Source organism: Escherichia sp. KTE96 (assembly GCF_000408525.1).
Lineage (GTDB): Bacteria > Pseudomonadota > Gammaproteobacteria > Enterobacterales > Enterobacteriaceae > Escherichia > Escherichia marmotae.
Genome location: NZ_KE137149.1, coordinates 333,074 through 351,291 on the forward strand (window position 1 = coordinate 333,074; position 18,218 = coordinate 351,291).

The 18,218-nt window shown below is 52.6% G+C and carries 13 protein-coding genes, 1 tRNA gene and 2 rRNA genes; 13 read left to right on the plus strand and 3 right to left on the minus strand.

The window, feature by feature from the left end; all coding sequences use genetic code 11:
• Positions 1-4 precede the first annotated feature (4 nt).
• The 4 genes from tatA to tatD are packed head-to-tail and all read left to right on the plus strand — an operon-like array spanning position 5 to position 2,396.
• Positions 5-274: a Sec-independent protein translocase subunit TatA gene (gene tatA / locus A1WG_RS12665; RefSeq protein WP_001517367.1), complete on the plus strand. Its 270-nt coding sequence runs from the start codon at positions 5-7 to the stop codon at positions 272-274.
• Positions 275-277: 3 nt separating this feature from the next.
• A complete protein-coding gene (gene tatB / locus A1WG_RS12660) occupies positions 278-793 on the plus strand; it encodes a Sec-independent protein translocase protein TatB (RefSeq protein WP_000459603.1) in 516 nt (171 codons plus the stop codon).
• A gap of 2 nt (positions 794-795) precedes the next feature.
• A complete protein-coding gene (gene tatC / locus A1WG_RS12655; protein ID WP_000109943.1) occupies positions 796-1,572 on the plus strand; it encodes a Sec-independent protein translocase subunit TatC in 777 nt (258 codons plus the stop codon).
• Positions 1,573-1,613: 41 nt separating this feature from the next.
• The gene (tatD, locus tag A1WG_RS12650; RefSeq protein ID WP_001517366.1) at positions 1,614-2,396 is read left to right on the plus strand and encodes a 3'-5' ssDNA/RNA exonuclease TatD; all 783 of its coding nucleotides are present in this window, start codon (positions 1,614-1,616) and stop codon (positions 2,394-2,396) included.
• Here the strand turns inward: tatD and rfaH are convergent.
• The gene (rfaH, locus tag A1WG_RS12645) at positions 2,393-2,881 is read right to left on the minus strand and encodes a transcription/translation regulatory transformer protein RfaH (RefSeq protein ID WP_001192396.1); all 489 of its coding nucleotides are present in this window, start codon (positions 2,879-2,881) and stop codon (positions 2,393-2,395) included. The genes tatD and rfaH overlap by 4 nt on opposite strands.
• Before the next feature lie 166 nt (positions 2,882-3,047).
• On the opposite strand from rfaH, the gene ubiD reads away from it, so the two are divergent.
• Together ubiD and fre are read left to right on the plus strand one after the other, a co-directional pair.
• Entirely contained in the window at positions 3,048-4,541 is a 1,494-nt protein-coding gene (gene ubiD / locus A1WG_RS12640) for a 4-hydroxy-3-polyprenylbenzoate decarboxylase (RefSeq protein ID WP_000339824.1), read from the plus strand.
• Positions 4,542-4,586: 45 nt separating this feature from the next.
• A complete protein-coding gene (gene fre, locus A1WG_RS12635; RefSeq protein WP_001517365.1) occupies positions 4,587-5,288 on the plus strand; it encodes an NAD(P)H-flavin reductase in 702 nt (233 codons plus the stop codon).
• 147 nt (positions 5,289-5,435) lie between these two features.
• Here the strand turns inward: fre and fadA are convergent, their stop codons facing one another.
• Entirely contained in the window at positions 5,436-6,599 is a 1,164-nt protein-coding gene (gene fadA / locus A1WG_RS12630) for an acetyl-CoA C-acyltransferase FadA (RefSeq protein ID WP_001517363.1), read from the minus strand.
• Between the two features lie 9 nt (positions 6,600-6,608).
• Complete coding sequence (gene fadB, locus A1WG_RS12625; RefSeq protein WP_001517362.1) at positions 6,609-8,798, minus strand: fatty acid oxidation complex subunit alpha FadB; 2,190 nt, start codon at positions 8,796-8,798, stop codon at positions 6,609-6,611.
• 188 nt (positions 8,799-8,986) lie between these two features.
• Between fadB and pepQ the strand changes: the two genes are divergently transcribed.
• The 7 genes from pepQ to A1WG_RS12590 all read left to right on the plus strand — a co-directional run bounded on the left by pepQ (position 8,987) and on the right by A1WG_RS12590 (position 18,156).
• On the plus strand, positions 8,987-10,318 hold the full coding sequence (gene pepQ / locus A1WG_RS12620; RefSeq protein WP_001517361.1) for a Xaa-Pro dipeptidase: 1,332 nt from the start codon (positions 8,987-8,989) through the stop codon (positions 10,316-10,318).
• Positions 10,318-10,932, plus strand: a complete 615-nt coding sequence (locus A1WG_RS12615; protein WP_001517360.1) for an IMPACT family protein — start codon at positions 10,318-10,320, stop codon at positions 10,930-10,932. Before pepQ ends, A1WG_RS12615 begins: the two co-directional genes overlap by 1 nt.
• A 38-nt stretch (positions 10,933-10,970) precedes the next feature.
• Positions 10,971-12,422: a Trk system potassium transporter TrkH gene (gene trkH, locus A1WG_RS12610; protein WP_000545680.1), complete on the plus strand. Its 1,452-nt coding sequence runs from the start codon at positions 10,971-10,973 to the stop codon at positions 12,420-12,422.
• 11 nt (positions 12,423-12,433) lie between these two features.
• A complete protein-coding gene (gene hemG, locus A1WG_RS12605; RefSeq protein ID WP_000853977.1) occupies positions 12,434-12,979 on the plus strand; it encodes a menaquinone-dependent protoporphyrinogen IX dehydrogenase in 546 nt (181 codons plus the stop codon).
• A gap of 376 nt (positions 12,980-13,355) precedes the next feature.
• Positions 13,356-14,897, plus strand: a 16S ribosomal RNA gene (locus tag A1WG_RS12600).
• An 85-nt stretch (positions 14,898-14,982) separates the two neighbouring features.
• Positions 14,983-15,058: transfer RNA gene (locus A1WG_RS12595), tRNA-Glu, on the plus strand.
• A gap of 193 nt (positions 15,059-15,251) precedes the next feature.
• Positions 15,252-18,156: ribosomal RNA gene (locus A1WG_RS12590) — 23S ribosomal RNA — on the plus strand.
• Together the 16S and 23S rRNA genes with 1 tRNA gene alongside form the textbook arrangement of a ribosomal RNA operon.
• Positions 18,157-18,218: the final 62 nt, after the last annotated feature.

Below are 18,218 nucleotides of genomic sequence, written 5' to 3' on the forward strand. Positions count from 1 at the left end.
ATGTATGGGTGGTATCAGTATTTGGCAGTTATTGATTATTGCCGTCATCGTTGTACTGCTTTTTGGCACCAAAAAGCTCGGCTCCATCGGTTCCGATCTTGGTGCGTCGATCAAAGGCTTTAAAAAAGCAATGAGCGATGATGAACCAAAGCAGGATAAAACCAGTCAGGATGCTGATTTTACTGCGAAAACTATCGTCGATAAGCAGGCGGATACGAACCAGGAACAGGCTAAAACAGAAGACGCGAAGCGCCACGATAAAGAGCAGGTGTAATCCGTGTTTGATATCGGTTTTAGCGAACTGCTATTGGTATTCATCATCGGCCTCGTCGTTCTGGGGCCGCAACGATTGCCTGTGGCGGTAAAAACGGTAGCGGGCTGGATTCGTGCGTTGCGTTCACTGGCGACAACGGTGCAGAACGAACTGACCCAGGAGTTAAAACTCCAGGAGTTTCAGGACAGCCTGAAAAAGGTTGAAAAGGCGAGTCTCACTAACCTGACGCCCGAACTGAAAGCGTCGATGGATGAACTGCGCCAGGCCGCGGAGTCGATGAAACGTTCCTACGTCGCAAACGATCCTGAAAAGGTGAGTGATGAAGCGCACACCATCCATAACCCGGTGGTGAAAGACAATGAGGCTGCGCATGAAGGCGTCACGCCTGCCGCTGCGGAAACTCAGGCCAGCTCGCCGGAACAGAAGCCAGAAGCCACGCCAGAGCCGGTGGTAAAACCTGCTGCGGACGCTGAACCGAAAACCGCTGCATCTTCCCCTTCATCGAGTGATAAACCGTAAACATGTCTGTAGAAGATACTCAACCGCTTATCACGCATCTGATTGAGCTGCGTAAGCGTCTGCTGAACTGCATTATCGCGGTGATCGTGATATTTCTGTGCCTGGTCTATTTCGCCAATGATATCTATCACCTGGTATCCGCGCCGTTGATCAAGCAGTTGCCGCAAGGTTCAACGATGATCGCCACCGACGTGGCCTCGCCGTTCTTTACGCCGATCAAGTTGACCTTTATGGTGTCGCTGATTCTGTCAGCGCCGGTGATTCTCTATCAGGTGTGGGCGTTTATCGCTCCCGCGCTGTATAAGCACGAACGTCGTCTGGTGGTGCCGTTGCTGGTTTCCAGCTCTCTGCTGTTTTATATCGGTATGGCGTTTGCCTATTTTGTGGTCTTCCCGCTGGCATTTGGCTTCCTTGCCAATACCGCGCCAGAAGGGGTACAGGTGTCCACCGACATCGCCAGCTACTTAAGCTTCGTTATGGCGTTGTTTATGGCGTTTGGCGTCTCCTTCGAAGTACCGGTGGCAATTGTGTTGCTGTGCTGGATGGGGATTACCTCTCCAGAAGACTTACGCAAAAAACGCCCGTATGTGCTGGTTGGCGCATTTGTTGTCGGGATGCTACTGACGCCGCCGGATGTCTTCTCGCAAACGCTGCTGGCGATCCCGATGTACTGCCTGTTTGAAATCGGTGTCTTCTTCTCACGCTTTTACGTTGGTAAAGGTCGAAACCGGGAAGAAGAAAACGACGCTGAAGCAGAAAGCGAAAAAACTGAAGAATAAATTCAACCGCCCGTCAGGGCGGTTGTCATATGGAGAGCAGGATGTTTGATATCGGCGTTAATTTGACCAGTTCGCAATTTGCGAAAGACCGCGATGATATTGTGGCACGCGCTTTTGCTGCGGGTGTTGATGGGCTACTCATCACCGGCACTAACCTGCACGAAAGCCAACAGGCGCAAAAACTGGCGCGTCAGTATCTGCACTGTTGGTCAACGGCAGGCGTGCATCCTCACGACAGCAGCCAGTGGCAAGATGCAACAGAAGAAGTGCTTGTGGAGCTGGCCTCGCAGCCAGAAGTGGTGGCGATGGGTGAGTGTGGCCTCGACTTTAACCGCAACTTTTCTACGCCAGAAGAACAGGAACGTGCCTTTGTTGCCCAGTTGCGTATTGCCGCAGAATTAAACATGCCGGTGTTTATGCACTGTCGCGATGCCCATGAGCGGTTTATTACATTGCTGGAGCCGTGGCTGGATAAACTACCTGGCGCGGTGTTGCACTGTTTTACTGGCACACGCGAAGAGATGCAGGCATGTGTGGCGCGAGGCATTTATATTGGCATTACTGGTTGGGTTTGCGATGAACGACGCGGACTGGAACTGCGAGAACTGTTGCCGTTGATTCCGGCAGATAAACTACTGATTGAAACTGATGCACCGTATTTGCTCCCGCGCGATCTCACGCCGAAGCCATCCTCCCGGCGCAACGAGCCAGCCTGTTTGCCCCATATTTTGCAACGTATTGCGCACTGGCGTGGGGAAGATGCCGCATGGCTGGCTGCCACCACGGATGCCAATGTCAAAAAGTTATTTGGGATTGCGTTCTAGAGTTTGCGGAACTCGGTGTTCTTCACACTGTGCTTAATCTCTTTATTGATAAGATTAAGCAAGAGCATAGAGCGTGCCTCACCGTCGGGTTCGGTGAAAATGGCCTGAAAACCTTCGAAAGCACCTTCGGTAATAATCACCTTATCACCTGGATATGGCGTTGCCGGATCGACAATGTCTTTCGGTTTATACACCGATAACTGATGAATCACCGCCGATGGGACTATCGCTGGCGATGCGCCAAAACGGACAAAGTGGCTGACACCCCGAGTGGCGTTGATGGTGGTGGTATGAATCACTTCTGGATCAAATTCCACAAACAGGTAGTTGGGGAACAATGGCTCACTGACTGCAGTACGTTTGCCTCGTACGATTTTTTCCAGGGTGATCATCGGCGCCAGGCAATTAACCGCCTGTCTTTCGAGGTGTTCCTGGGCACGTTGGAGTTGCCCGCGCTTGCAGTACAGTAAATACCAGGATTGCATAATGACTCTTATCCGTTTAATCGGGGCGCAAGAATAGCAAAAGCGATGCGTTAAGTTAATTATATTCCCGGGTTTGCGTTATACCGCCTGAGTTCACGCTAATTTAACAAATTTACAGCATCGTAAAGATGAACGCCGTATAATGTGCGCAGATTAAGAGGCTACAATGGACGCCATGAAATATAACGATTTACGCGACTTCCTGACCTTGCTTGAACAGCAGGGTGAGCTAAAACGTATCACGCTCCCGGTGGATCCGCATCTGGAAATGACTGAAATAGCCGACCGCACATTGCGTGCCGGTGGACCTGCGCTGTTGTTTGAAAATCCTAAAGGTTATTCAATGCCGGTGCTGTGCAACCTGTTTGGTACGCCGAAACGTGTCGCTATGGGTATGGGGCAAGAGGATGTTTCGGCGTTGCGAGAAGTCGGTAAATTATTAGCGTTTCTGAAAGAACCGGAGCCGCCAAAAGGCTTTCGCGATCTGTTTGATAAGCTGCCGCAGTTTAAGCAGGTGTTGAACATGCCGACGAAACGGTTACGTGGTGCGCCCTGTCAGCAAAAAATTGTTTCTGGTGATGATGTCGATCTCAACCGCATTCCCATTATGACCTGCTGGCCGGAAGATGCTGCTCCGTTGATTACCTGGGGGTTGACGGTGACGCGGGGGCCGCACAAAGAGCGGCAAAATCTTGGCATTTATCGCCAGCAGTTGATTGGTAAAAACAAGCTGATTATGCGCTGGCTGTCGCACCGCGGCGGTGCGCTGGATTATCAGGAGTGGTGCGCGGCGCATCCGGGTGAACGTTTTCCGATCTCTGTTGCTCTGGGGGCTGATCCTGCGACGATTCTCGGCGCGGTGACGCCAGTGCCGGATACGTTGTCGGAATACGCCTTTGCCGGATTGTTACGTGGCACCAAAACCGAAGTGGTGAAGTGCATTTCTAATGACCTCGAAGTACCTGCCAGTGCAGAAATCGTGCTGGAAGGGTATATCGACCCGGGTGAGATGGCTGCAGAAGGCCCATATGGTGACCACACGGGTTACTATAATGAAGTTGATAGCTTCCCTGTCTTTACCGTAACGCACATTACCCAGCGTGAAGATGCGATTTACCACTCCACCTATACCGGTCGTCCGCCAGATGAACCTGCGGTGTTGGGCGTGGCGCTGAACGAAGTGTTCGTGCCGATTCTGCAAAAACAGTTCCCGGAAATTGTTGATTTTTATCTGCCGCCGGAGGGCTGCTCTTATCGACTGGCGGTAGTGACGATCAAAAAACAGTACGCTGGACACGCAAAGCGCGTCATGATGGGCGTCTGGTCGTTCTTACGTCAGTTTATGTACACTAAATTTGTGATTGTCTGCGATGATGATGTCAACGCACGCGACTGGAACGATGTGATTTGGGCGATTACTACCCGCATGGACCCGGCGCGGGATACGGTGCTGGTTGAAAATACGCCTATTGATTATCTGGACTTTGCCTCGCCTGTTTCCGGGCTGGGTTCAAAAATGGGGCTGGATGCCACGAATAAATGGCCAGGGGAAACCCAGCGTGAGTGGGGGCGTCCTATCAAAAAAGATCCGGATGTTGTTGCGCATATTGACGCAATCTGGGATGAACTGGCCATCTTTAACAACGGTAAAAGCGCCTGATGCGCGTTTGTTTTGCCCTATTTATTGATCCGACAGAGAAAGCGCATGACAACCTTAAGCTGTAAAGTGACCTCGGTAGAAGCTATCACGGATACCGTATACCGTGTTCGAATCGTGCCAGATGCGGCCTTTTCATTCCGTGCAGGTCAGTATTTGATGGTAGTGATGGACGAGCGCGATAAACGCCCATTTTCAATGGCCTCAACGCCTGATGAAAAAGGATTTATCGAGTTGCATATCGGTGCTTCTGAAATCAATCTTTACGCGAAAGCTGTCATGGACCGCATCCTTAAAGATCATCAAATCGTAGTCGATATCCCCCACGGTGAAGCCTGGCTGCGCGATGATGAAGAGCGTCCAATGATTCTTATTGCCGGCGGCACGGGCTTCTCTTATGCCCGTTCTATTTTGCTGACGGCGCTGGCGCGTAATCCCAATCGTAATATCACTATTTACTGGGGCGGGCGTGAGCAGCAACATCTGTACGATCTTTCTGAGCTTGAGGCGCTTTCGCTTAAGCATCCTGGTTTACAAGTGGTGCCGGTGGTTGAACAGCCGGAAGCGGGTTGGCGAGGGCGTACCGGTACGGTATTAACGGCGGTGTTGCAGGATCACGGTACGTTAGCAGAGCATGATATCTATATCGCTGGACGTTTTGAGATGGCGAAAATCGCCCGAGACCTGTTCTGCAATGAGCGTAATGCGCGGGAAGATCGCCTGTTTGGCGATGCGTTTGCGTTTATCTAAGGGTTAAAAAACCCGCCCCTGACAGGCGGGAAAAACGGCAACTAAAGCTTTATTCAGTGGCATTACTCTATGTCGCGTCTTATCCGGCCTACAAAGAGTCCTGAACCGTAGGCCGGATAAGGCGTTCACGCCGCATCCGGCAAGTGTTTAAACCCGCTCAAACACCGTCGCAATGCCCTGACCCAGACCGATACACATCGTCGCCAGACCAAACTGGGCATCTTTGCGTTCCATCAGATTCAGCAGCGTGGTGCTGATACGCGCGCCGGAACAGCCCAGCGGATGACCCAGTGCGATCGCGCCACCGTTGAGGTTGATCTTCTCGTCAATCTGCTCCATCAGCCCCAGATCTTTAATACACGGCAGGATCTGCGCGGCAAAGGCTTCATTCATTTCAAACACGCCGATATCGCTGGCAGAAAGCCCCGCTTTTTTCAGCGCCAGCTTCGAGGCCGGAACCGGGCCGTAACCCATAATCGACGGGTCACAACCGACAACCGCCATCGAACGCACGCGGGCGCGTGGCTTAAGACCTAATTCACGGGCGCGGCTTTCACTCATCACCAGCATGGCTGCAGCACCATCGGAAAGCGCAGAAGACGTGCCCGCCGTTACCGTACCGCTGACTGGATCGAACGCCGCACGTAGCGTGGCGAGGGCTTCCACGGTGGTTTCCGGGCGAATCACTTCGTCGTAATTAAACTGCTTCAGTACACCGTCGGCATCGTGACCACCTGTCGGGATGATTTCATTTTTAAATGCGCCCGACTGCGTGGCGGCCCAGGCACGAGCGTGTGACCGTGCGGCAAAGGCATCCTGCATTTCACGGCTGATACCGTGCATACGCGCCAGCATTTCTGCCGTTAAGCCCATCAGGCCCGCCGCTTTGGCAACATTGCGGCTAAGACCCGGGTGAAAATCGACACCGTGGCTCATTGGTACATGACCCATATGTTCCACACCGCCGACCAGACATGCCTGCGCATCGCCAGTCATGATCATTCGTGCCGCGTCGTGCAATGCCTGCATGGATGAACCACACAAGCGATTGACGGTAACCGCCGGGACGGAATGCGGCACTTCTGCCAACAGCGCCGCGTTACGGGCGATGTTGAAACCCTGCTCCAGCGTTTGCTGCACACAACCCCAGTAAATATCGTCGAGAGCCGCTGCTTCCAGCGCCGGATTACGCGCCAGTAGACTACGCATTAAATGAGCGGAGAGGTCTTCCGCGCGCACGTGACGAAAAGCACCGCCCTTCGAACGGCCCATCGGGGTGCGAATTGCATCGACAATGACAACCTGTTCCATTGTGACTCCTTAAGCCGTTTTCAGGTCGCCAACCGGACGGGCTGGCTCAACCGGGGGATAGTATGGTTCGTTATGGCGCGCTTTATTACGCAGACCTTCCGGCACTTCATACAGTGGGCCGAGGTGCTGATATTGCTGCGCCATATCGAGATATTTCGCGCTGCCGAGGGTGTCCAGCCAGCGGAACGCGCCGCCGTGGAACGGAGGGAAGCCCAGGCCGTAGACCAGCGCCATATCCGCTTCTGCCGGAGTGGCGATAATGCCTTCTTCCAGGCAGCGCACCACTTCGTTGACCATCGGGATCATCATGCGGGCGATAATCTCTTCCTCGCTGAAATCACGCTTTGGCTGGCTGACTTCTGCCAGCAGGCCGTCAACGGCGGAATCTTCTTCTTTCTTCGGCTTGCCTTTGCTGTCTTCTTTATAGCGCCAGAAACCGAGGCAATTCTTCTGACCAAAGCGGTTGACATCAAACAATGAATCGATGGCGTCGCGATAATCTTTTTGCATCCGCTGCGGGAAGCCCGCTGCCATCACTGCCTGGGCGTGATGCGCGGTATCAATCCCCACGACATCCAGCAGGTATGCCGGACCCATCGGCCAGCCAAACTGTTTTTCCATCACCTTGTCGATCTTGCGGAAATCCGCACCGTCACGTAGTAACTGGCTGAAACCAGCGAAGTACGGGAACAGCACGCGGTTAACGAAGAAACCCGGGCAGTCGTTAACTACGATCGGCGTCTTGCCCATCTTGCTTGCCCAGGCGACAACTTTTGCGATGGTTTCGTCGGAGCTTTTCTCACCGCGAATAATTTCTACCAACGGCATCCGGTGCACCGGGTTAAAGAAGTGCATCCCGCAGAAATTTTCCGGGCGTTCCAGCGCGTTGGCCAGTTCGCTGATAGGAATGGTTGAAGTGTTAGAAGCCAGCACGGTATCCGGACGTACTTTCTGCTCAGTTTCTGCCAGCACGGCTTTTTTCACTTTCGGGTTTTCAACAACCGCTTCTACCACAATATCCACGCGGTCAAACCCGGCGTAGTCGAGCGTTGGGTGAATCGTGGAGATCACGCCAGCCAGTTTCAGACCATCGATCTTGCCGCGCTCAAGCTGCTTGTTCAGCAGTTTCGCGGCTTCGGTCATGCCGAGGGTTAACGACTTGTCGTTGATATCTTTCATGACAACCGGCACGCCTTTCCACGCGGACTGGTAAGCAATGCCGCCCCCCATAATGCCCGCGCCCAGTACAGCGGCCTGTTTCGGTGTTTCAACGTCTTGGGTAAGTTTTTTCGCTTTGCCTTTTACATATTGATCGTTAAGGAAAATGCCGACCAGTGCGCGGGCTTCGTTGGTGTGCGCCAGCGGAACAAAGCTTTTGTTTTCCAGGTTTAAGGCTTCTTCACGACCAAAACGGGCGGCGGCTTCAATGGTTTTTACTGCGGTGATGGGGGCCGGGTAATGTTTCCCCGCTGTTTGTGCGACCATCCCTTTAGCGATGGTGAAGCTCATGGTGGCTTCAATCTTGCTAAGTTTCAGCGGTTCCAGCTTCGGCTGACGTTTCGCTTTCCAGTCGAGGTCGCCGTTAATGGCCTGGCGTAAAATTGCCATCGCGCCTTCAAGTAGTTTTTCTGCTTTGACTACGCCATCAACCAGACCGATTTTCAGCGCCTGTTCGGCCCCGACATCTTTACCGGCGGCAATGATTTCCAGCGCACTGTCAGCGCCCAGCATTCGTGGCATACGCACGGAGCCGCCAAAGCCCGGCATGATGCCAAGTTTGGTTTCCGGCAACCCGATACGCAGATCCGGCGTCGCCAGACGATAATCGGTCGCCAGCACGCATTCGCAACCACCGCCCAGCGCGTAGCCGTTGACCGCGGCAATGGTCGGCACCGGCAGATCTTCCAGTCGATTAAACACGCTATTGGCAAAATGCAGCCACTGGCTTAACTGTTCTTCCGGAACGAGAAACAGCGATAAAAATTCGGTGATATCGGCACCGACAATAAAGGCTGCTTTGTTCGAACGCAGCAGCAGCCCTTTTAAATCTGATTGTTGTTCCAGCACGCCGATGGCCTCACCGAGGCTGGCGACGGTTGCAGTGTCGAGTTTATTAACTGAGCCTGGGGCATCGAACACCAGTTCGGCAATGCCATCTTCCAGCCAGTCAAGGTACAGGGTGTCGCCTTTGTAAAGCATGTCAGTCTCCTGAATCCGCAAGGTGATCTGGTCGTACCAGATGGCTTGAAGTGTGTGTTTTATGTTAAAAATATGCAAATAAAAGATTAAAGAAATGCCGTTCTGATCACGCTCGGCAGAAATCACGCTCTGTATGAACGTTGTGCTAAGATGCGGAGACTTAAGGTCAAAAAACAGAAGGGTAAAAAATGGAATCACTGGCCTCGCTTTATAAAAATCATATAGCTACCTTGCAAGAACGGACTCGCGATGCGCTGGCGCGCTTCAAGCTGGATGCATTACTTATTCACTCTGGCGAGCTGTTCAACGTTTTTCTCGACGATCATCCCTATCCGTTTAAAGTGAACCCGCAATTCAAAGCATGGGTGCCGGTAACTCAGGTGCCAAACTGCTGGTTGCTGGTGGATGGCGTGAACAAACCGAAACTGTGGTTTTATCTGCCGGTTGATTACTGGCACAACGTCGAACCGCTGCCGACCTCCTTCTGGACTGAAGATGTGGAAGTGATCGCGCTGCCGAAAGCTGATGGTATTGGTAGCCAACTGCCTGCCGCGCGCGGCAATATCGGTTATATTGGTCCGGTGCCGGAACGTGCGCTGCAACTGGGCATTGAGGCCAGCAACATCAACCCGAAAGGGGTCATTGACTACCTGCATTACTACCGTTCTTTCAAAACCGAGTACGAACTGACCTGTATGCGTGAAGCGCAGAAAATGGCGGTCAATGGTCATCGCGCGGCAGAAGAAGCCTTCCGTTCCGGTATGAGCGAGTTCGATATCAACATCGCCTACCTGACCGCGACCGGCCATCGTGATACCGACGTACCTTACAGCAACATTGTGGCGCTTAACGAACATGCTGCGGTGTTGCATTACACCAAACTGGATCATCAGGCGCCGGAAGAGATGCGCAGCTTCCTGCTGGACGCCGGGGCCGAATATAACGGCTATGCGGCTGACCTGACTCGTACCTGGTCGGCAAAAAGCGACAATGACTATGCGCAACTGGTGAAAGACGTTAATGATGAACAACTGGCGCTGATCGCCACCATGAAGGCGGGTGTCAGCTATGTGGATTACCACATCCAGTTCCATCAGCGCATCGCTAAACTGTTGCGTAAACACCAAATCATCACTGATATGAGTGAAGAAGCGATGGTCGAAAACGATCTTACCGGGCCGTTTATGCCGCACGGTATCGGGCATCCGCTTGGCCTGCAGGTGCATGACGTAGCCGGTTTTATGCAGGATGATAGTGGTACGCATCTCGCGGCACCGGCAAAATATCCGTACCTGCGCTGCACTCGTATTCTCCAGCCGGGGATGGTGTTAACCATCGAACCGGGTATCTACTTCATCGAATCGCTGCTGGCTCCGTGGCGTGAAGGGCAGTTCAGCAAACACTTCAACTGGCAGAAAATTGAAGCACTGAAACCGTTCGGCGGCATTCGTATCGAAGACAACGTGGTGATCCACGAAAATAACGTGGAAAACATGACCCGGGATTTGAAGCTGGCGTGATGGAAAGCTGGTTAATTCCTGCGGCACCGGTCACGGTCGTTGAAGAGATCAAAAAAAGCCGCTTCATTACGCTGTTGGCACATACCGATGGCGTCGAGGCGGCGAAAGCGTTTGTTGAATCAGTACGGGCAGAACACCCCGATGCTCGCCACCATTGCGTGGCGTGGGTGGCGGGGGCGCCTGACGATTCACAACAACTGGGCTTCTCCGATGACGGTGAACCGGCGGGAACGGCAGGTAAACCGATGCTCGCCCAACTGATGGGCAGCGGCGTCGGGGAAATTACCGCCGTGGTGGTGCGCTACTACGGCGGCATATTGCTGGGCACCGGTGGGTTAGTGAAAGCTTATGGCGGCGGCGTGAATCAGGCACTGCGCCAGCTAACGACCCAACGCAAGACGCCATTAACCGAATATACTTTGCAATGTGAATATAGTCAGTTAACCGGTATTGAAGCGTTGCTGGGGCAGTGTGACGGCAAAGTTATTACCAGCGATTATCAGGCATTCGTTCTGCTGCGGGTGGCGCTTCCGGCGGCGAAAGTGGCTGAATTTTCCGCAAAGCTGGCGGATTTTAGCCGTGGTTCATTGCAATTGTTAGCGATTGAAGAATAATCCCCACTTCATTTTGCAGAACTAAGGAAGCGGCAGAGATGCATTTTCGCGCCATAACCCGAATCGTTGGACTACTGGTCATCTTATTTTCAGGGACCATGATTATCCCTGGGCTGGTAGCGCTCATCTACCGGGATGGGGCGGGCCGCGCATTTACCCAGACCTTTTTTGTCGCCCTCGCGATTGGCTCCATGCTGTGGTGGCCGAACCGTAAAGAGAAGGGCGAGCTGAAATCCCGCGAAGGGTTTCTGATTGTGGTGCTGTTCTGGACCGTGCTGGGTAGTGTCGGTGCGCTCCCTTTTATCTTCTCGGAAAGCCCGAACCTCACCATTACAGATGCGTTTTTTGAATCCTTCTCCGGTCTGACCACCACAGGCGCAACGACGCTGGTGGGGTTGGACTCACTCCCTCATGCCATCCTCTTTTATCGCCAGATGCTGCAATGGTTTGGCGGGATGGGGATCATCGTGTTAGCAGTCGCGATACTGCCTATTCTCGGTGTAGGTGGAATGCAGCTCTATCGCGCGGAAATGCCCGGCCCGCTGAAAGATAACAAAATGCGCCCGCGTATTGCGGAAACGGCAAAAACTTTGTGGTTGATTTATGTTCTGTTGACCGTCGCCTGTGCGCTGGCGCTGTGGTTTGCTGGAATGGATGCCTTTGATGCCATCGGTCATAGCTTTGCGACAATCGCTATTGGTGGTTTCTCGACACATGATGCTAGTGTTGGCTATTTCGATAGCCCGACCATTAACACTATTATTGCTATTTTCTTGCTGATCTCCGGCTGTAACTACGGTCTGCACTTCTCGCTGTTAAGTGGGCGTAGTCTGAAGGTTTACTGGCGCGATCCGGAATTTCGCATGTTTATCGGCGTACAGTTTACGCTGGTGGTTATTTGTACACTCGTACTGTGGTTTCATAATGTCTACAGTTCGGCGCTGATGACGATTAACCAGGCATTTTTCCAGGTGGTGTCGATGGCGACGACCGCCGGGTTTACGACCGACAGCATTGCCCGCTGGCCGCTCTTTTTGCCGGTACTACTGTTGTGCTCTGCATTTATCGGTGGTTGCGCCGGGTCAACGGGCGGTGGCCTGAAAGTGATCCGTATCCTGTTGTTGTTTAAACAGGGGAACCGTGAGCTGAAACGTCTGGTGCATCCGAATGCTGTTTATAGCATTAAGCTAGGGAACCGCGCATTGCCGGAACGCATCCTTGAAGCCGTGTGGGGATTCTTCTCTGCTTATGCGTTAGTTTTTATTGTCAGTATGCTGGCGATTATCGCCACTGGCGTGGATGACTTTTCTGCCTTTGCGTCGGTTGTTGCGACATTGAATAACCTGGGGCCAGGGCTTGGTGTGGTTGCTGATAACTTTACCAGCATGAATCCGGTGGCTAAATGGATCCTGATTGCCAATATGCTATTTGGTCGTCTCGAGGTCTTTACATTGCTGGTGCTCTTTACCCCGACTTTCTGGCGTGAATGATGGAGTAATACGTGAAAACATTAATTCTTTTCTCAACAAGGGATGGACAAACGCGCGAGATTGCCTCGTATCTGGCTTCGGAATTGAAAGAACTGGGGAGCCAGGCGGATGTTGTCAACTTGCATCGCACCGAAGAACCAGAATGGGAAAACTACGACTGCGTGGTAATTGGTGCATCTATTCGCTACGGTCATTACCATTCTGCGTTCCAGGAGTTTGTCAAAACGCATGCCACACGCCTGAACTCCATGCCGAGCGCCTTTTACTCGGTGAACCTGGTGGCGCGCAAACCGGAGAAGCGTACTGTGCAGACCAACAGCTACGCGCGGAAGTTTTTGATGAACTCACAATGGCGTCCCGATCGCTGCGCGGTTATCGCTGGGGCGCTGCGTTATCCACGCTACCGTTGGTACGACCGCTTTATGATCAAGCTGATTATGAAGATGTCTGGCGGAGAAACGGATACGCGCAAAGAAGTTGTCTATACCGATTGGGAACAGGTAGCGAATTTTGCCCGAGAAATCGCCCATTTAACCAACAAACCGATGATGAAATAAGCATAAAGAATAAAAAACACGCATTCGGAAAATTATTTTAAATTTCCTCTTGTCAGGCCGGAATAACTCCCTATAATGCGCCACCACTGACACGGAACAACGGCAAATAAGCCGCCGGGTCAGCGGGGTTCTCCTGAGAACTTCGACAGAGAAAAGCGAAAAAATGCTTGACTCTGTAGCGGGAAAGCGTATTATGCACACCCCGCGCCGCTGAGAAAAAGCGAAGCGGCACTGCTCTTTAACAATTTATCAGACAATCTGTGTGGGCACTCGAAGATACGGATTCTTAACGTCGCAAGACGCTAAATGAATACCAAGTCTCAAGAGTGAACACGTAATTCATTACGAAGTTTAATTCTTTGAGCATCAAACTTTTAAATTGAAGAGTTTGATCATGGCTCAGATTGAACGCTGGCGGCAGGCCTAACACATGCAAGTCGAACGGTAACAGAAAGAAGCTTGCTTCTTTGCTGACGAGTGGCGGACGGGTGAGTAATGTCTGGGAAACTGCCCGATGGAGGGGGATAACTACTGGAAACGGTAGCTAATACCGCATAACGTCGCAAGACCAAAGAGGGGGACCTTCGGGCCTCTTGCCATCGGATGTGCCCAGATGGGATTAGCTAGTAGGCGGGGTAACGGCCCACCTAGGCGACGATCTCTAGCTGGTCTGAGAGGATGACCAGCCACACTGGAACTGAGACACGGTCCAGACTCCTACGGGAGGCAGCAGTGGGGAATATTGCACAATGGGCGCAAGCCTGATGCAGCCATGCCGCGTGTATGAAGAAGGCCTTCGGGTTGTAAAGTACTTTCAGCGGGGAGGAAGGGAGTAAAGTTAATACCTTTGCTCATTGACGTTACCCGCAGAAGAAGCACCGGCTAACTCCGTGCCAGCAGCCGCGGTAATACGGAGGGTGCAAGCGTTAATCGGAATTACTGGGCGTAAAGCGCACGCAGGCGGTTTGTTAAGTCAGATGTGAAATCCCCGGGCTCAACCTGGGAACTGCATCTGATACTGGCAAGCTTGAGTCTCGTAGAGGGGGGTAGAATTCCAGGTGTAGCGGTGAAATGCGTAGAGATCTGGAGGAATACCGGTGGCGAAGGCGGCCCCCTGGACGAAGACTGACGCTCAGGTGCGAAAGCGTGGGGAGCAAACAGGATTAGATACCCTGGTAGTCCACGCCGTAAACGATGTCGACTTGGAGGTTGTGCCCTTGAGGCGTGGCTTCCGGAGCTAACGCGTTAAGTCGACCGCCTGGGGAGTACGGCCGCAAGGTTAAAACTCAAATGAATTGACGGGGGCCCGCACAAGCGGTGGAGCATGTGGTTTAATTCGATGCAACGCGAAGAACCTTACCTGGTCTTGACATCCACAGAACATTCCAGAGATGGGATGGTGCCTTCGGGAACTGTGAGACAGGTGCTGCATGGCTGTCGTCAGCTCGTGTTGTGAAATGTTGGGTTAAGTCCCGCAACGAGCGCAACCCTTATCCTTTGTTGCCAGCGGTCCGGCCGGGAACTCAAAGGAGACTGCCAGTGATAAACTGGAGGAAGGTGGGGATGACGTCAAGTCATCATGGCCCTTACGACCAGGGCTACACACGTGCTACAATGGCGCATACAAAGAGAAGCGACCTCGCGAGAGCAAGCGGACCTCATAAAGTGCGTCGTAGTCCGGATTGGAGTCTGCAACTCGACTCCATGAAGTCGGAATCGCTAGTAATCGTGGATCAGAATGCCACGGTGAATACGTTCCCGGGCCTTGTACACACCGCCCGTCACACCATGGGAGTGGGTTGCAAAAGAAGTAGGTAGCTTAACCTTCGGGAGGGCGCTTACCACTTTGTGATTCATGACTGGGGTGAAGTCGTAACAAGGTAACCGTAGGGGAACCTGCGGTTGGATCACCTCCTTACCTTAAAGAACTGTTCTTTGCAGTGCTCACACAGATTGTCTGATAGAAAGTGAAAAGCAAGGCGTCTTGCGAAGCAGACTGATACGTCCCCTTCGTCTAGAGGCCCAGGACACCGCCCTTTCACGGCGGTAACAGGGGTTCGAATCCCCTAGGGGACGCCACTTGCTGGTTTGTGAGTGAAAGTCGCCGGCCACTGTATCTCAAAACTCACTTACGAGTGATGTTTGAGATATTTGCTCTTTAAAAATCTGGATCAAGCTGAAAATTGAAACACTGAACAACGAAAGTTGTTCGTGAGTCTCTCAAATTTTCGCAACACGATGATGGTTCGTAAGAAACATCTTCGGGTTGTGAGGTTAAGCGACTAAGCGTACACGGTGGATGCCCTGGCAGTCAGAGGCGATGAAGGACGTGCTAATCTGCGATAAGCGTCGGTAAGGTGATATGAACCGTTATAACCGGCGATTTCCGAATGGGGAAACCCAGTGTGATCCGTCACACTATCATTAACTGAATCCATAGGTTAATGAGGCGAACCGGGGGAACTGAAACATCTAAGTACCCCGAGGAAAAGAAATCAACCGAGATTCCCCCAGTAGCGGCGAGCGAACGGGGAGGAGCCCAGAGCCTGAATCAGTATGTGTGTTAGTGGAAGCGTCTGGAAAGGCGTGCGATACAGGGTGACAGCCCCGTACACAAAAATGCACATGCTGTGAGCTCGATGAGTAGGGCGGGACACGTGGTATCCTGTCTGAATATGGGGGGACCATCCTCCAAGGCTAAATACTCCTGACTGACCGATAGTGAACCAGTACCGTGAGGGAAAGGCGAAAAGAACCCCGGCGAGGGGAGTGAAAAAGAACCTGAAACCGTGTACGTACAAGCAGTGGGAGCCTCTTTAATGGGGTGACTGCGTACCTTTTGTATAATGGGTCAGCGACTTATATTCTGTAGCAAGGTTAACCGAATAGGGGAGCCGAAGGGAAACCGAGTCTTAACTGGGCGTTAAGTTGCAGGGTATAGACCCGAAACCCGGTGATCTAGCCATGGGCAGGTTGAAGGTTGGGTAACACTAACTGGAGGACCGAACCGACTAATGTTGAAAAATTAGCGGATGACTTGTGGCTGGGGGTGAAAGGCCAATCAAACCGGGAGATAGCTGGTTCTCCCCGAAAGCTATTTAGGTAGCGCCTCGTGAATTCATCTCCGGGGGTAGAGCACTGTTTCGGCAAGGGGGTCATCCCGACTTACCAACCCGATGCAAACTGCGAATACCGGAGAATGTTATCACGGGAGACACACGGCGGGTGCTAACGTCCGTCGTGAAGAGGGAAACAACCCAGACCGCCAGCTAAGGTCCCAAAGTCATGGTTAAGTGGGAAACGATGTGGGAAGGCCCAGACAGCCAGGATGTTGGCTTAGAAGCAGCCATCATTTAAAGAAAGCGTAATAGCTCACTGGTCGAGTCGGCCTGCGCGGAAGATGTAACGGGGCTAAACCATGCACCGAAGCTGCGGCAGCGACACTATGTGTTGTTGGGTAGGGGAGCGTTCTGTAAGCCGTTGAAGGTGTGCTGTGAGGCATGCTGGAGGTATCAGAAGTGCGAATGCTGACATAAGTAACGATAAAGCGGGTGAAAAGCCCGCTCGCCGGAAGACCAAGGGTTCCTGTCCAACGTTAATCGGGGCAGGGTGAGTCGACCCCTAAGGCGAGGCCGAAAGGCGTAGTCGATGGGAAACAGGTTAATATTCCTGTACTTGGTGTTACTGCGAAGGGGGGACGGAGAAGGCTATGTTGGCCGGGCGACGGTTGTCCCGGTTTAAGCGTGTAGGCTGATTTTCCAGGCAAATCCGGAGAATCAAGGCTGAGGCGTGATGACGAGGCACTACGGTGCTGAAGCAACAAATGCCCTGCTTCCAGGAAAAGCCTCTAAGCATCAGGTAACATCAAATCGTACCCCAAACCGACACAGGTGGTCAGGTAGAGAATACCAAGGCGCTTGAGAGAACTCGGGTGAAGGAACTAGGCAAAATGGTGCCGTAACTTCGGGAGAAGGCACGCTGATATGTAGGTGAAGCGACTTGCTCGTGGAGCTGAAATCAGTCGAAGATACCAGCTGGCTGCAACTGTTTATTAAAAACACAGCACTGTGCAAACACGAAAGTGGACGTATACGGTGTGACGCCTGCCCGGTGCCGGAAGGTTAATTGATGGGGTCAGCCGCAAGGCGAAGCTCTTGATCGAAGCCCCGGTAAACGGCGGCCGTAACTATAACGGTCCTAAGGTAGCGAAATTCCTTGTCGGGTAAGTTCCGACCTGCACGAATGGCGTAATGATGGCCAGGCTGTCTCCACCCGAGACTCAGTGAAATTGAACTCGCTGTGAAGATGCAGTGTACCCGCGGCAAGACGGAAAGACCCCGTGAACCTTTACTATAGCTTGACACTGAACATTGAGCCTTGATGTGTAGGATAGGTGGGAGGCTTTGAAGTGTGGACGCCAGTCTGCATGGAGCCGACCTTGAAATACCACCCTTTAATGTTTGATGTTCTAACGTGGACCCGTGATCCGGGTTGCGGACAGTGTCTGGTGGGTAGTTTGACTGGGGCGGTCTCCTCCTAAAGAGTAACGGAGGAGCACGAAGGTTGGCTAATCCTGGTCGGACATCAGGAGGTTAGTGCAATGGCATAAGCCAGCTTGACTGCGAGCGTGACGGCGCGAGCAGGTGCGAAAGCAGGTCATAGTGATCCGGTGGTTCTGAATGGAAGGGCCATCGCTCAACGGATAAAAGGTACTCCGGGGATAACAGGCTGATACCGCCCAAGAGTTCATATCGACGGCGGTGTTTGGCACCTCGATGTCGGCTCATCACATCCTGGGGCTGAAGTAGGTCCCAAGGGTATGGCTGTTCGCCATTTAAAGTGGTACGCGAGCTGGGTTTAGAACGTCGTGAGACAGTTCGGTCCCTATCTGCCGTGGGCGCTGGAGAACTGAGGGGGGCTGCTCCTAGTACGAGAGGACCGGAGTGGACGCATCACTGGTGTTCGGGTTGTCATGCCAATGGCACTGCCCGGTAGCTAAATGCGGAAGAGATAAGTGCTGAAAGCATCTAAGCACGAAACTTGCCCCGAGATGAGTTCTCCCTGAGACTTTAAGTCTCCTGAAGGAACGTTGAAGACGACGACGTTGATAGGCCGGGTGTGTAAGCGCAGCGATGCGTTGAGCTAACCGGTACTAATGAACCGTGAGGCTTAACCTTACAACGCCGAAGATGTTTTGGCGGATGAGAGAAGATTTTCAGCCTGATACAGATTAGATTAA

What these genes read in the sequence shown, in the direction of transcription:
- rfaH (WP_001192396.1), bottom strand. Translation starts at nt 2,881, where the DNA reads ATGCAATCCTGGTATTTACTGTACTGCAAGCGCGGGCAACTCCAACGT.
- pepQ (WP_001517361.1), top strand. Translation starts at nt 8,987, where the DNA reads ATGGAATCACTGGCCTCGCTTTATAAAAATCATATAGCTACCTTGCAA.
- trkH (WP_000545680.1), top strand. Translation starts at nt 10,971, where the DNA reads ATGCATTTTCGCGCCATAACCCGAATCGTTGGACTACTGGTCATCTTA.
- tatD (WP_001517366.1), top strand. Translation starts at nt 1,614, where the DNA reads ATGTTTGATATCGGCGTTAATTTGACCAGTTCGCAATTTGCGAAAGAC.
- A1WG_RS12615 (WP_001517360.1), top strand. Translation starts at nt 10,318, where the DNA reads ATGGAAAGCTGGTTAATTCCTGCGGCACCGGTCACGGTCGTTGAAGAG.
- ubiD (WP_000339824.1), top strand. Translation starts at nt 3,048, where the DNA reads ATGGACGCCATGAAATATAACGATTTACGCGACTTCCTGACCTTGCTT.
- tatC (WP_000109943.1), top strand. Translation starts at nt 796, where the DNA reads ATGTCTGTAGAAGATACTCAACCGCTTATCACGCATCTGATTGAGCTG.
- fadB (WP_001517362.1), bottom strand. Translation starts at nt 8,798, where the DNA reads ATGCTTTACAAAGGCGACACCCTGTACCTTGACTGGCTGGAAGATGGC.
- fre (WP_001517365.1), top strand. Translation starts at nt 4,587, where the DNA reads ATGACAACCTTAAGCTGTAAAGTGACCTCGGTAGAAGCTATCACGGAT.
- tatA (WP_001517367.1), top strand. Translation starts at nt 5, where the DNA reads ATGGGTGGTATCAGTATTTGGCAGTTATTGATTATTGCCGTCATCGTT.
- fadA (WP_001517363.1), bottom strand. Translation starts at nt 6,599, where the DNA reads ATGGAACAGGTTGTCATTGTCGATGCAATTCGCACCCCGATGGGCCGT.